Genomic DNA, 12,864 nt, shown 5'->3' on the forward strand with positions numbered 1-12,864 from the left:
GCGGGCATGGAGTTCCGACATGCCAGCTCTTTACGTGATGATCCCGGCCGCACTGCTGATCGTGGCCATTGCCGTCTACATCTTCTTCTGGGCCGTGGACAGCGGGCAGTACGATGACCTCGACGGTCCGGCCCACAGCATTCTGTTCGACGATCAGGATCCGAACCACAAGGCAGCGGTGGACGAAGCCAGCGGCGAGCCCCGCAAGCCGGACGACAAGGCCCCGCCCCATGCTTGATCTGGCGCCATTGTTGGTCTCGGCGCTCATCCTAGGTTTATTGGGCGGCGGCCATTGCCTGGGGATGTGCGGCGGCCTGATGGGCGCCCTGACCCTGGCAATCCCCAAGGAACAGCGCAGCCGGCGCTTTCGATTGCTGCTGGCCTACAACGTTGGGCGGATTCTGAGCTACGCCAGCGCAGGGTTGCTGATCGGCCTGGCTGGTTGGGCCGTGGCCAATAGTCCGGCGGCGATGGTCATGCGCGTGTTGGCCGGCCTGCTGTTGATCGCCATGGGCCTGTACCTGGCGGGCTGGTGGAGCGGCCTGACCCGCATCGAAGGCGTCGGTCGTGGCCTGTGGCGGCATATCCAGCCCGTCGCCAACCGCTTGCTGCCGGTGTCGAGCCTGCCCAGGGCCTTGCTGCTCGGCGCGCTCTGGGGCTGGCTGCCGTGCGGGTTGGTCTACAGCACCCTGCTCTGGTCGGCCAGCCAGGGCGATGCGCTGGACAGCGCGTTGCTGATGCTCGCCTTCGGTCTCGGCACCTGGCCGGTGTTGCTCGCCACGGGCATGGCCGCCGAACGCATCACCGCCCTGTTGCGCAAACGCAGCGTGCGCATGGCCGGTGGTTTGCTGGTGATTGTCTTTGGTGTCTGGACCCTGCCAGGGCCGCATCAGCATTGGCTCATGGGGCATTGACCGAGTCGCCGCCATCGCGAGCAGGCTCGCTCCCACACTGGATCGCGGCTGACCCAAACCTCATGAACACCGCAAATCCCTGTGGGAGCGAGCCTGCTCGCGATTGGCCCTCGCCCAGACTCCACCCCCCGTTGACGCAAATCAAAACCGCCCCGCGCCCTCCCTCTTAAACTCTCGCCCATGCCAGCCTATCCGGGAAACGCCCGCATGCTCGACGCCATTCGTTGGGACTCAAACCTGATCCACCGTTACGACTTGGCGGGGCCCCGCTACACCTCGTATCCGACCGCGGCGCAATTCGGCAGCCAGGTGGGGACCTTCGACCTGCTCCACGCCCTGCGCGACAGCCGCAAAGCCTTGAGGCCACTGTCGTTGTATGTGCATGTGCCGTTCTGCGCGAACATTTGCTACTACTGCGCCTGCAACAAAGTCATCACCAAGGACCGCAGCCGCGCCCATGCCTATCTGCAACGCCTGGAACAGGAAATCCAGCTGATCGGCTGCCACCTCGACCCGGCCCAGCGCGTAGAACAGTTGCACCTGGGCGGCGGCACCCCGACGTTCCTCAACCATGACGAACTGCGCCAGTTGATGGCCAGGTTGCGCCAACACTTCAACCTGCTGGAGGACGATTCCGGCGACTACGGGATCGAAATCGATCCCCGGGAAGCCGACTGGTCCACCATGGGCCTGTTGCGGGAACTTGGTTTTAACCGCGTCAGCATCGGCCTGCAGGACCTTGACCCGGCCGTGCAGCGCGCCGTCAACCGCCTGCAAAGCCTGGAAGAAACCCGCGCGGTGATCGAAGCCGCCCGGACCTTGCAGTTCCGTTCGATCAACATCGACCTGATCTACGGGCTGCCCAAACAGACCCCGGAAAATTTCGCCCGCACGGTCCAGGAAGTCATCCAGCTGCAGCCGGACCGGCTTTCGGTGTTCAACTACGCCCACTTGCCGGAACGCTTCATGCCCCAACGCCGCATCAACAGCCAGGACCTGCCCAACCCGGCGCAGAAACTAGCGATGCTGCAAGGCACCATCGAACAACTGACCGCGGCGGGTTATCGCTATATCGGCATGGACCACTTCGCCCTGCCCGACGACGAACTGGCGATTGCCCAGGAAGACGCCACCCTGCAACGCAACTTCCAGGGCTATACCACCCATGGTCACTGCGACCTGATCGGCCTTGGCGTGTCAGCCATCAGCCAGATCGGCGATTTGTACTGCCAGAACAGCAGTGACCTGAGCCATTACCAGAACACCCTGGCCGACGGTCAACTGGCGACCAGTCGCGGGCTGCTGTGCAATGCCGACGATCGGCTGCGGCGCGCGGTGATCCAGCAGTTGATCTGCCATTTCAATTTGCTATTCACCGACATCGAACAAACGTTCAACATCGATTTTCGCGGTTACTTCGCACCGTTGTGGCCACAACTGCAAGAGATGGCTGCGGACGGCCTGATCGAATTGGACAGCAGCCACATCAAGGTACTGCCCGCCGGGCGCCTGCTGGTGCGCTCGGTGTGCATGGTCTTTGATGCCTATCTGGAAGGACACAACCGACAGCGCTTCTCCCGAGTCATCTGAGCGCGACAATTTGACGATGAAAGCCCACTGGCCGGAGTACCTTAGCTGAGTTACCCTTACGGCTTATGTGTGTTTCCCACAAGGATTTAAGAAATGTCCGAGCCAGTCAAACTGCGCGCCCACAACCAGGCCCATTGCAAGGATTGCAGCCTGGCTCCGCTCTGCCTGCCACTTTCATTGAATCTGGAGGATATGGACGCGCTGGACGACATCGTTAAACGGGGCCGACCGTTGAAAAAAGGTGAATTCCTGTTTCGCCAGGGCGACACCTTCGATTCCGTCTATGCCGTGCGCTCGGGCGCCTTGAAAACCTTCAATCTGAGCGATGGCGGCGAAGAACAGCTCACCGGCTTCCACCTGCCCAGCGAGCTGGTGGGTCTGTCGGGCATGGACACCGAAACCCATCCGGTCTCGGCCCAGGCGCTGGAAACCACCTCGGTGTGCGAGATACCCTTCGATCGCCTGGACGAACTGGCCTTGCAACTGCCGCAACTGCGTCGTCAGTTGATGCGAGTCATGAGCCGGGAGATCCGCGACGATCAGCAAATGATGCTGCTGCTCTCGAAGAAAACCGCCGACGAACGCATCGCCACGTTCCTGGTCAACCTCTCGGCACGTTTCCGCGCTCGCGGGTTTTCGGCCAACCAGTTCCGCCTGAGCATGTCGCGTAACGAAATCGGCAATTACCTGGGCCTGGCGGTGGAGACCGTGTCCCGGGTATTCACCCGTTTCCAACAGAACGAGTTGATCGCCGCCGAAGGCAAGGAGATTCATATTCTCGACCCGATCCAGCTCTGCGCCCTGGCGGGTGGCTCGATCGACGGCTGATGAGCATGCGCGCGGCCCAGGTTCGCCTTGCCGCGCTATACTCCGGCGTTTGCAGCCTGCCAGGACACCTAGACGATGGTCTTCGACTCCTTCGATATCAAATCCCTGATCCGCCCCGTGATCGATTTCCCCAAACCGGGCGTGATCTTTCGCGACATTACCCCACTGTTCCAGTCCCCCACCGCGCTGCGGCTGGTGATGGACAGCTTCGCCCATCGTTATGTCGAGGCCGAGTTCACCCACATCGGCGCGATGGATGCGCGAGGCTTCCTGATCGGCTCAATCCTGGCTTATCAGTTGAACAAGCCCTTGGTGCTGTTTCGCAAGCAAGGCAAGCTGCCGGCGGATGTGCTGGCCGAGGGTTACCAGACCGAATACGGCGAAGCCTTCCTTGAAGTTCACGCCGACAGCCTGTGCGAGGGTGATTCGGTGGTGATGTTCGATGACCTGATCGCCACCGGCGGCACGCTGATCGCCGCCGCCAACCTGATCCGCCGCATGGGCGCCAAGGTCCACGAGGCCGCGGCGATCATCGACCTGCCGGAGTTGCTTGGCTCGCAGCGCCTGGAAGACATGGGGATACCGACGTTCTGCCTGACGCAGTTTTCGCTGAGCGAAAGATAACGCCCGTCAATAGCACACACACTCCATGTGGGAGCGAGCCTACTCGCGATAGTGGTGTGTCAGCCGACATCAATGGTGGCTGATCTGCCGCTATCGCGAGCAGGCTCGCTCCCACAGGGTTATTCGTGGCAGTTATAAAGCGATCGGTTTGCGCCCGGCAAACGAATGCGCCAGCGTCCCGCCGTCCACCAGTTCCAGCTCGCCGCCCAGCGGCACGCCATGAGCGATGCGTGAGGCGATCAGGCCCTTGTTGTTGAGCAATTGCGCGATGTAGTGGGCGGTGGCTTCGCCTTCGACCGTCGGGTTGGTGGCGAGGATGACTTCGGTGAAAGTCCCGGCCTCTTCGATCCGCGCCATCAGTTGCGGAATGCCGATGGCTTCCGGTCCCAGGCCGTCGAGCGGAGACAAATGCCCCTTGAGCACGAAATAACGGCCGCGAAAACCGGTCTGCTCCACGGCGTACACATCCATGGGTCCTTCCACGACGCATAGCAGGCTGTCGTCCCGACGCGGGTCGGCGCATTGCGGGCAGAGGTCGTCTTCAGTGAGGGTGCGGCATAAGCGGCAATGCCCTACCCCTTCCATGGCCTGGCTCAGGGCCAGAGCCAGACGCGAACCGCCGCTGCGATCACGCTCAAGCAATTGCAACGCCATGCGCTGAGCAGTTTTCTGACCCACACCCGGCAAAGTTCGCAGGGCGTCGATCAGTTGGCGAATCAAAGGGCTGAAGCTCATGGAGGAAATGTCCGACATAACAACGAGACGCGGTTTATACCCGCGCCTCCGATTAGCGTCAAATACTCAATCCTGCGCCACCCGCACCACCAGCTTGCCGAAGTTGCGCCCTTCCAGCAGGCCGATAAAGGCCTGTGGTGCATTCTCAAGGCCATCGACCACGTCTTCGCGGAACTTGACCTTGCCGTCACGCACCCAAGGCGCCATGGCGCTGATGAACTCCGGCTGACGACCACTGAAGTCGTCGAACACGATAAACCCCTGGATCCGCACGCGCTTGGTCAGCAAGGTGCGCTGCAATTGCGGCAAGCGATCCGGGCCAGTGGGGGCTTCATGCTCGTTGTAGGACGCGATCAGGCCACAGAGGGGAATGCGCGCCTTGGCGTTGAGCAGCGGCACTACGGCGTCGAACACCTTGCCACCGACGTTTTCGTAATAGATGTCGATGCCCTTGTCGCAAGCCCGGGCCAGTGCCTCGGCAAAGTCATCGCGCTTGTGATCGACACAGGCGTCGAACCCCAACTCGTCGACCACGTACTTGCATTTCTCGGGGCCGCCGGCCACACCGACCACCCGCAGGCCCTTGATCTTCGCCACCTGGCCGACCACCGAGCCGACTGCGCCCGAGGCCGCCGCGACCACCAGGGTTTCCCCGGCCTTGGGCTGACCGATCTCCATCAGGCCCATGTACGCGGTCATGCCCGGCATGCCCAGCACACCCAGCGCCATCGACGGGCTGGGCAGCCCGGACGGGATCGGAATGACATTGCGGCCATCGCTGACAGTGTGGCTCTGCCACCCCGTGGCGCCCACCACCAGATCCCCCTCCTGAAACTTCGGATGCATCGAACGTTCGACCCGGCTGACAGCACCACCGGTCATCACCTCATCGATTTCCACCGGCGCGGCATAGGAAGGTGCATCACTCATACGCCCACGCATGTAAGGGTCCAATGAGAGAAACAGCGTCTTGAGCAGGATCTGCCCCTCCTGCAGCTCCGGCAACGTCACCTGCTCCAGACGGAAGTTGTCCGGGGTGGGAGCACCTGTGGGGCGGGAGGCGAGGACGATGCGCTGGTGGGTGGTCGATGCTTGTGACATGGAAGCGTCTCCTTGATCGTTGAGTGGCACTTACAGGAAGCAGACCATTGCCGGCTGGGCGGCGTTCGATGTTTGTTCAGTGGGTACTGGTGGGAGCAAGGCTTGCCCGCGATGCAGACGCCTCGGTTCGTCGCAGCGGCACGTCATCGTCCATCGCGGGCAAGCCTTGCTCCCACAGGTAAAGTTTCTAGCGCACTCGCCTTGTGACACAAACAAAAATGCCAGGCGCGATGCCTGGCATTGTATGTAGCCCATCCCGATCGGGATGGCGAGTCAGAACGGCAGTTTCATGCCCGGCGGCAGTTGCATGCCAGCGGTCATGCCGGACATTTTGTCCTGGCTGTTGGCTTCGATCTTGCGCACTGCGTCATTGACGGCGGCGGCGAACAGGGCTTCGAGCATTTCCTTGTCGTCTTCGCTCAGGCCTTCGACCACGCTCGGGTCGATGCTGACACGCTTGATGTCGTGGCGACCGGTCATGACCACGGTCACCATGTCGCCGCCGGACTTGCCGGTGACTTCGGCGTTGGCCAGTTCTTCCTGCATCTTGGCCATTTTTTCCTGCATCTGCTGCGCCTGCTTCATCAGGCCGGCCATGCCACCTTTCATCATGGGAATCACCTCGAAAGTACTTGGATAAACACCGCGCCCGGCCCGTTCGGCCTGACGCTTTCAGTTATGAGCCCTGGGTCACCGGGGCCTCGACAGGTTCGATAGTATCGTGACGGACCACGGCACCGAACTGTTGCATCATTTGCTGGATGAACGGATCACCGTGGATCGACTCCTCGGCTTCGCGCTGACGGTCGGCACGGCGGCGGGACGCGGCCTGGGCCGGCGTCTCCTGCTCAGGCTTGATCAGCTCGATGCTCAGCGTCAGCGTGCGCTGGTGATACTGGTTCAGTGCATCGTTGAGACGGCGCTGCTGCGTGGCGTTGAACAGCGCGCTGTGGGCCGGGTCCAGGTGCAGCAGCCAGTGGTCGCCCTCCACGGAGATCAGCGTGCAGTTGGCGGCAATGCTGCCGGTCATGCCGGTAATCGGCAGTTTCGGGAACAGCTCCAGCCATTGCAGGGCCAGCCCGGTAGCCGGCATCGCCGCCGGTTCAGGCTCGGGCTCCGGGGCCGGCTCGGCGGCGTGCTCGCTGGCCAGTTCATCCAGATAGCTGTAGGCCGAATCCATGTCCGGCTCGATGTAATCCTCGTCCAGTGGCGGCTCATCATCCAGGTCCATGCCTGGCGTGGCGACATCAACGTCCGCCACCGTGGGCTCAGGCACCGGTGCAGCCACCCACTCGGGCGCGTCGGGTACCACGCTGTCGGGCGTGGGCATAGGCATCGGTGGCAACTCGGGTTGCTCGGCGACGGTTTCCAGCACCGGTTCCACGGCAGGCTGCTGGACGACCTGAGCCTCGACCGGGTCGTTCCAGGGCAGGTCGACCACTTCTTCAGCGACCGGCTGCGGCAACGCCTCGACGACAGGCTCGGGCTCGGGCTCAGGCGCTGCGACGACAGGCACCGGGGCCGGTTGCTCAACCGCTGCCGGGGCAGAGGCCACTGCCGGCGCAACGACGGGCGCGGCAGCCACTGGCTTGGCGGAATCAGCTGTGGCCTGGCTGATCCCCACTGGCTTTAGCGGTTGCCTCGGGGAGTTGTCCGTGTCGGCTGGCCGGAACGCGAGCATTCGCAGCAGCACCATTTCGAAACCACCGCGCGGATCCGGCGCCAGGGGTAGGTCGCGCCGACCGATCAGCCCCATCTGGTAGTAGAACTGCACGTCTTCGGCCGGCAGCGCCTGAGCCAATGCCAGCACCCGATCGCGGTCGCCATGACCGTTGTCGACCCCCTCGGGCAAGGCCTGGGCGATGGCGACACGGTGCAACACGTTGAGAATCTCCGAAAGCACGCCATTCCAGTCCGGCCCCTGCTCGGCCAGGTGACGCACCGCTTCGAGCAACGCCTTGGCGTCACCGTCGATCAGCGCATGCAACACGTCGTAGACCTGGCCGTGGTCGAGGGTGCCAAGCATGGCCCGCACATCGGCAGCCATGACCTTGCCTTCACCAAAGGCAATGGCCTGGTCGGTCAGGCTCATGGCGTCACGCATCGAACCATCGGCGGCGCGACCCAGCAGCCACAGCGCATCGTCTTCGAACGGTACGTTCTCGACACCCAACACGTGGGTCAGATGCTCGACCACCCGCTCCGGGGTCATGTTCTTAAGGGAGAACTGCAGGCAGCGGGACAAAATCGTTGCAGGAAGCTTCTGCGGGTCGGTGGTCGCCAGGATGAACTTGACGTAGGGCGGCGGCTCTTCGAGGGTCTTGAGCAGCGCATTGAAGGAATGGCTGGAAAGCATGTGCACTTCGTCGATCAGGTAGACCTTGAAGCGCCCACGGCTTGGCGCGTACTGCACGTTGTCGAGCAGTTCACGGGTGTCTTCGACCTTGGTGCGGCTGGCGGCGTCGATCTCGATCAGGTCGACGAAACGGCCTTCGTCGATTTCCCGGCATACCGAGCACTCGCCACACGGCGTCGAGGTAATACCGGTTTCACAATTCAGGCACTTGGCGATGATCCGCGCGATGGTCGTCTTGCCGACGCCGCGCGTGCCGGTGAACAGGTAGGCGTGATGCAGCCGCTGGCTGTCCAAGGCATTGATCAGGGCCTTGAGCACATGGGTCTGGCCGACCATTTCGCGGAACGAGCGCGGACGCCATTTGCGTGCAAGAACCTGATAACTCATCGAAAACCATCGCCACTGGAAAGCAGAAGCGGCTAATGCTAGCGGAGCAGGGGCGAAATTGCATCCGGTGTGCTCGTCTAATCTGTCTAAGCTTGGGTCAGGGGCCTGGTTGCCGACAGGATTTTGCACCATCAGGAGAGTTTATGCGTTCGGCCATGGGGGCTTTGCTGTTATTGGGTTCAGGGTGTTTTGCTGGCGAAATCCCGTTGCGTTTCGCCATTACCGACAGTTGGGCCATGCCCATGGTGCAGACTGAAGAAGGTCGCCCGATCCAGGGTATCATCCCCGACGTAATGACCCGCCTGGCGGCCCAGGTGGGGATGCCGGCGCAGTTTCATGTGCTGGCCCGCGCCCGGCTGGACAATGCCATGAACCACGGCGAAGTCGACGTACGGTGTTATGTCACCCCCGAGTGGGTAAAGGATACGGGGGGCAATTACCTGTGGAGCGTCCCGCTGTTTTTCCAGCGCGACGTGCTGGTGGGCACGGCCAGCTCCCCCAAGGTGGTGACGCCCGCCACCCTGCCCCACCAGCCGGTCGGGACCGTCCTCAGCTATACCTACCCGACCTTGCAGCCGTTATTCGACGGCGGGCATCTGCGACGTGACGATGCACGCAGCCAGGAACAAGTCCTGGCCAAGCTTCTGGCCGGGCGCTATCGCTACGCGGTGAGCAATCAATGGGCGCTGGACTGGTTCAATCAACGACATCCCCCAGACCGGCAACTGCGTGCCGTGGCAGTTCTCCAGGAGCGCGTGCTGGGCTGTTATGTGCGCGATGATCAAAACATTCCGGCCCAACGCATTCTGCGCACCTTATTGAAGATGAAAACGTCGGGGGAAATCGACGCGATCATCCAGTCCTACACCGGACATAAAGAATCGCCGCAAGCCGGATCCGATTCGCCCTGAACGTCCGACTGATGCTGCCATTGCGGCGGCGAAACAAATCCTTTCACCCAGCCAGGCACCTGGTCGGGTGGCATGGGCCGGGCGATGAAATAGCCTTGGGCCACTTCGCAGCCCAGGCGCAGCAGCAATTGACCATGCTCCAGGCTGTCCAGCCCCTCCGCCACCACCTGGCGCCCAAACGCCCTGGCCAAACCGATGACCGCTTCGGTCAGCGCCAGATCATCGCGGTCATTGAGTATGTCGCGGACAAAGGTCTTGTCGATCTTGATGGTCTGCGTGCGCAGGTGTTTGAGGTCATTGAGCGAACAGTATCCCGTGCCGAAACCGCCCAGGGAAAACCCCACGCCCAAGGCCTGGCACGCCTGGAGACAGGCGCTGACGTGGGCAAGGTTTTCCACCGCCAAGGATTCAACGATCTGCAGATCCAGCATGCGCGGCGACACCGCCGGGTGCCGTTGCAGCACCTGCCGCAACCGCTCGACGAAATCTGCCCGCTGGAAATGCCGCGCCGAGATATTGATGCTCACCGGCCAGACTTGCCCCGCGTGCTGCCATTGCTGCAACTGAATCAGCACCTGCTCCATGACCCACTCACCGATCTCGACGATCAGGTCGGTTTCCTCCACCAGCGGCAGGAACTCCCGGGGCGGTACCAGGCCCCGTTGGGGGTGTTTCCAGCGCAGCAGCGCCTCGAGCCCCACCACCGTGCCATGGCGCATGTTGACCTTGGGCTGAAAATGCAGGCGCAATTCGTTGCCGGCCATGGCCTGCCGCACCCGCTCGACGGTCTGGTAAGTGGCCCGCACTTCCTGGTCCCGGGACACGTCGAACAAATGAAAGCGATTGCGGCCGCTCTGCTTGGCCACGTACATCGCCTGGTCGGCGTGGCGCAACAAGGTATCGGCGTCTTCGTTGTCACCGGGAAACAGGGTGACGCCAATGCTGGCGAAAACCTTGATGGCCTTGCCATCAATGGCATACGGCATGGAGACGGCAATCAGCACCCGGTTCAACGCGGCATGCAATTCCTCAAGCCCGCATACATGGCGCAGTACCAGCACAAACTCATCGCCGGCCAACCGCGCCACCACATCCTCCCCGCGCACGATGCTGCGCAGACGCCGGGCGACCTCCACCAGCAACTGGTCACCACTGGCATGGCCGTGACCGTCGTTCACGGCCTTGAAGCCATCCAGGTCAAGCATGCACACCGCCAGGGGCAAGCTCTGCGCCCTGGAAAACTCCAGGGCCTGATCCAGCAGGTCGGACAGGTAGGTGCGGTTGGGCAACCCGGTCAACACGTCGTGACCGACCCGCCATTGCAGCGAATGCAACAGCTGACGCTTCTCGCTGACATCAAAACGAATCGCCAGATAGCGTTCGATCCGACCGGTCGCGTCGTCGATCACCGGCACCAGGGTGGTATCGACCCAATGCAGCGTACCGTCCTTGGCCCGGTTGCAGATCTCCCCCTTCCAGACCTGCCCCAGGGCGATGGTGCGCCACATGGCGCTGAAGAACTCGTCCGGGTGCTGGCCGGAGTTGATCACGCGATGGTTAGCCCCCAGCAGCTCATCGCGCGGGTAGCCAAAAAGCTTACAGAACTGGTCGTTGACGTAGGTAATGCGCCCGCTCAGATCGGTTTCAGAAAAAATCGCGGCGGCGTCAACGGCTCTGCGGTACTTCTTATCCATCGAAGCAGTCATCCATGAGTCAGGCTCATTTGTCGCGCGCGGTTGCACCGCCCCAGGACAGGCGAAAAATCAACTAGGCTCAAACACCTTGAGATACGCTGGAGCGCGGGCCGTGGCGGTGCTACCTGAAGGCGCCAAGCGTCGCCTTGTGTACAACAAGAAAACGCAAGGCTCGCCTTTTTCGCACATCCAGGCTTCTGAAGCAGGTCACCAAATGCCCGTGCCAAAGGCCGATTCTACGAAACACATCACATTTTGCAAAGCAAGGTGATGGATCATGCGGTTGCCTAATGCAAAAATCTATCGTTAAGTTCTTGATTCTAAATGGGAATTAAGCGATGCAAATTTCAAGTTTGGGTCCGGCCATCAGACGCTATCGCAAAGTAGCGGGGCTTACTCAGGCTGAACTTGGCGAAAAAACCGGTTTTGACCCCAAAACCATCAGCCGCTTCGAAACCGGCACCTACACCCCGAGCATGGAAGCCTTGGTCTTGCTTGCCGACAAACTGGATGTGCAGCTCAAAGCATTTTTTGCCGACATGGACGATGAGGACGAACAGCGAGCGTACCTGTTTGGTGTCATACACAGAGCCACCGCAAAGGATCTGGGGAAGCTGATTGCGGCGGTAGACCAGGCACTGTCGAAGCCTTGAAGCAGACATGAAAAAAGAGGAGTCCGGGCTGTCGGTGTGCGACGGATCGGGTTCCTCTTTGGCTTTTTTGCTTGTTCGCTGTCCGGCTCTATTGAAAGGCTACTGTCACAAATTCCGAAGTGTATCCATCCGATCATGCAAGACACGAATCACCGCAATCCCATAAGCCGTGATCCGAAAGTAAATCATGTGTCGTTCGACACTACGTCGGCGATAACCAGTTCGAACATGGTCACAGGCTGGAGCTATCTTAGGCTGCTGCGCCAGTTCAGAAAACGCCGCAATGATGGTATCAACGTATCGATTGGCCTGCGCCACGCCCCATCGTTGGGCGGTATAGGTCCAGACAATTTCAAGATCACGCTCGGCGGCAGGTGTAAGGCGGTATTCAGCCATGCGCTGTCAGCATTCTCTTCTTGAACGCATCGGGATCGAATGGTTGAGGTTTTCCACTGGATTCACCCTCTTTCAGGGCGGACCGGATAGCCTCAAGTTCAGCGCTACGCTCCTGCTCGCGCCGAATCAGATCGCGAATGTATTCGCTATCATTGGTGTAGTGACCCGCTTCGATCTGAGCCTTGATCCAGCCGTCTTGTTGGTCGGTGACGGTGATGGTTTTTCGAACGGTACCCATGATGAGCCTCCGGGAAAATGATCGACTCACGCAAAATTATCATACTATTGGTGCGATATCGAGAATGAGCACTGCAAAGGCCCGTACGCAAATCCTTTGCCCCCTCCAGTCAAAAAGCCCCACTGCGCAGCAACGCACTGGAGCTCTTTGCTTTCCATCAGGCAGCAGAAAATATCGACCGGTAATCGATCAACAAACAAAGTAGATAAGAAAATTCGACAAACCTTGCGAACGAAGGCCTGGGCGTTATGGAGGCAACCCCACCAGCCACACCCCGGCACACAATGTTCCCGCTGTGGCTGCTTCCTTCCGGATCTGACCAGGTTCACGGGTAATCGTTGCGGGGGGACCGATGGGGTCACCATAACGACGCCCGCCTGACGGCGAGCCGCGCCATTGTACCTATCTGACGAGAAGTTACAACCGTTCGCGCCGGA

14 protein-coding genes and 1 other RNA gene are annotated in these 12,864 nt (G+C 61.0%); 7 read left to right on the plus strand and 8 right to left on the minus strand.

The features are described from left to right. Positions 1 to 19 precede the first annotated feature (19 nt). The 5 genes from ccoS (at position 20) to HQ912_RS18875 (ending at position 3,956) form a co-directional block, all read left to right on the plus strand. Positions 20 to 238 carry a cbb3-type cytochrome oxidase assembly protein CcoS gene (ccoS, locus tag HQ912_RS18855; protein ID WP_047227179.1) on the plus strand — a complete coding sequence of 73 codons (219 nt, stop codon included), beginning with the start codon at positions 20 to 22 and terminating at the stop codon, positions 236 to 238. Beyond that, positions 231 to 914: a sulfite exporter TauE/SafE family protein gene (locus HQ912_RS18860; protein ID WP_047227178.1), complete on the plus strand. Its 684-nt coding sequence runs from the start codon at positions 231 to 233 to the stop codon at positions 912 to 914. The genes ccoS and HQ912_RS18860 overlap by 8 nt, the downstream gene beginning before the upstream one ends. A 207-nt stretch (positions 915 to 1,121) precedes the next feature. Continuing rightward, entirely contained in the window at positions 1,122 to 2,504 is a 1,383-nt protein-coding gene (gene hemN, locus HQ912_RS18865; RefSeq protein ID WP_160891999.1) for an oxygen-independent coproporphyrinogen III oxidase, read from the plus strand. 93 nt (positions 2,505 to 2,597) lie between these two features. Beyond that, on the plus strand, positions 2,598 to 3,332 hold the full coding sequence (gene fnr, locus HQ912_RS18870) for a fumarate/nitrate reduction transcriptional regulator Fnr (RefSeq protein WP_047227176.1): 735 nt from the start codon (positions 2,598 to 2,600) through the stop codon (positions 3,330 to 3,332). Positions 3,333 to 3,407: 75 nt separating this feature from the next. Next, positions 3,408 to 3,956 (plus strand): adenine phosphoribosyltransferase, encoded by a 549-nt coding sequence (locus tag HQ912_RS18875; RefSeq protein WP_041020481.1) that lies wholly within the window; start codon positions 3,408 to 3,410, stop codon positions 3,954 to 3,956. A gap of 132 nt (positions 3,957 to 4,088) precedes the next feature. Here the strand turns inward: HQ912_RS18875 and recR are convergent, their stop codons facing one another. The 4 genes from recR to dnaX all read right to left on the minus strand — a co-directional run bounded on the left by recR (position 4,089) and on the right by dnaX (position 8,535). After that, positions 4,089 to 4,691 (minus strand): recombination mediator RecR, encoded by a 603-nt coding sequence (gene recR, locus HQ912_RS18880; protein WP_047227281.1) that lies wholly within the window; start codon positions 4,689 to 4,691, stop codon positions 4,089 to 4,091. Positions 4,692 to 4,757: 66 nt separating this feature from the next. Further along, positions 4,758 to 5,792, minus strand: a complete 1,035-nt coding sequence (locus HQ912_RS18885) for an NADP-dependent oxidoreductase (RefSeq protein WP_047227175.1) — start codon at positions 5,790 to 5,792, stop codon at positions 4,758 to 4,760. 273 nt (positions 5,793 to 6,065) lie between these two features. Further along, the gene (locus HQ912_RS18890) at positions 6,066 to 6,404 is read right to left on the minus strand and encodes a YbaB/EbfC family nucleoid-associated protein (protein WP_003183512.1); all 339 of its coding nucleotides are present in this window, start codon (positions 6,402 to 6,404) and stop codon (positions 6,066 to 6,068) included. A 64-nt stretch (positions 6,405 to 6,468) separates the two neighbouring features. After that, positions 6,469 to 8,535: a DNA polymerase III subunit gamma/tau gene (gene dnaX / locus HQ912_RS18895; RefSeq protein WP_173407151.1), complete on the minus strand. Its 2,067-nt coding sequence runs from the start codon at positions 8,533 to 8,535 to the stop codon at positions 6,469 to 6,471. 143 nt (positions 8,536 to 8,678) lie between these two features. On the opposite strand from dnaX, the gene HQ912_RS18900 reads away from it, so the two are divergent. After that, a complete protein-coding gene (locus HQ912_RS18900; protein WP_047227173.1) occupies positions 8,679 to 9,446 on the plus strand; it encodes a substrate-binding periplasmic protein in 768 nt (255 codons plus the stop codon). Here the strand turns inward: HQ912_RS18900 and HQ912_RS18905 are convergent. Then, on the minus strand, positions 9,398 to 11,140 hold the full coding sequence (locus tag HQ912_RS18905) for a bifunctional diguanylate cyclase/phosphodiesterase (RefSeq protein WP_173407152.1): 1,743 nt from the start codon (positions 11,138 to 11,140) through the stop codon (positions 9,398 to 9,400). The genes HQ912_RS18900 and HQ912_RS18905 overlap by 49 nt on opposite strands. Positions 11,141 to 11,478: 338 nt before the next feature. On the opposite strand from HQ912_RS18905, the gene HQ912_RS18910 reads away from it, so the two are divergent. After that, the gene (locus tag HQ912_RS18910) at positions 11,479 to 11,793 is read left to right on the plus strand and encodes a helix-turn-helix domain-containing protein (protein ID WP_047227171.1); all 315 of its coding nucleotides are present in this window, start codon (positions 11,479 to 11,481) and stop codon (positions 11,791 to 11,793) included. A 105-nt stretch (positions 11,794 to 11,898) separates the two neighbouring features. Here the strand turns inward: HQ912_RS18910 and HQ912_RS18915 are convergent, their stop codons facing one another. The 3 genes from HQ912_RS18915 to ffs all read right to left on the minus strand — a co-directional run bounded on the left by HQ912_RS18915 (position 11,899) and on the right by ffs (position 12,782). After that, on the minus strand, positions 11,899 to 12,189 hold the full coding sequence (locus tag HQ912_RS18915; protein ID WP_076385640.1) for a type II toxin-antitoxin system RelE/ParE family toxin: 291 nt from the start codon (positions 12,187 to 12,189) through the stop codon (positions 11,899 to 11,901). Beyond that, a complete protein-coding gene (locus HQ912_RS18920) occupies positions 12,182 to 12,427 on the minus strand; it encodes a type II toxin-antitoxin system ParD family antitoxin (RefSeq protein WP_047227170.1) in 246 nt (81 codons plus the stop codon). The genes HQ912_RS18915 and HQ912_RS18920 overlap by 8 nt, the downstream gene beginning before the upstream one ends. 258 nt (positions 12,428 to 12,685) lie before the next feature. After that, positions 12,686 to 12,782, minus strand: an RNA gene (gene ffs, locus HQ912_RS18925) — signal recognition particle sRNA small type. Positions 12,783 to 12,864: the final 82 nt, after the last annotated feature.

The organism is Pseudomonas sp. MPDS, from assembly GCF_013283895.1.
Taxonomy (GTDB): Bacteria; Pseudomonadota; Gammaproteobacteria; order Pseudomonadales; family Pseudomonadaceae; genus Aquipseudomonas; species Aquipseudomonas rhizophila.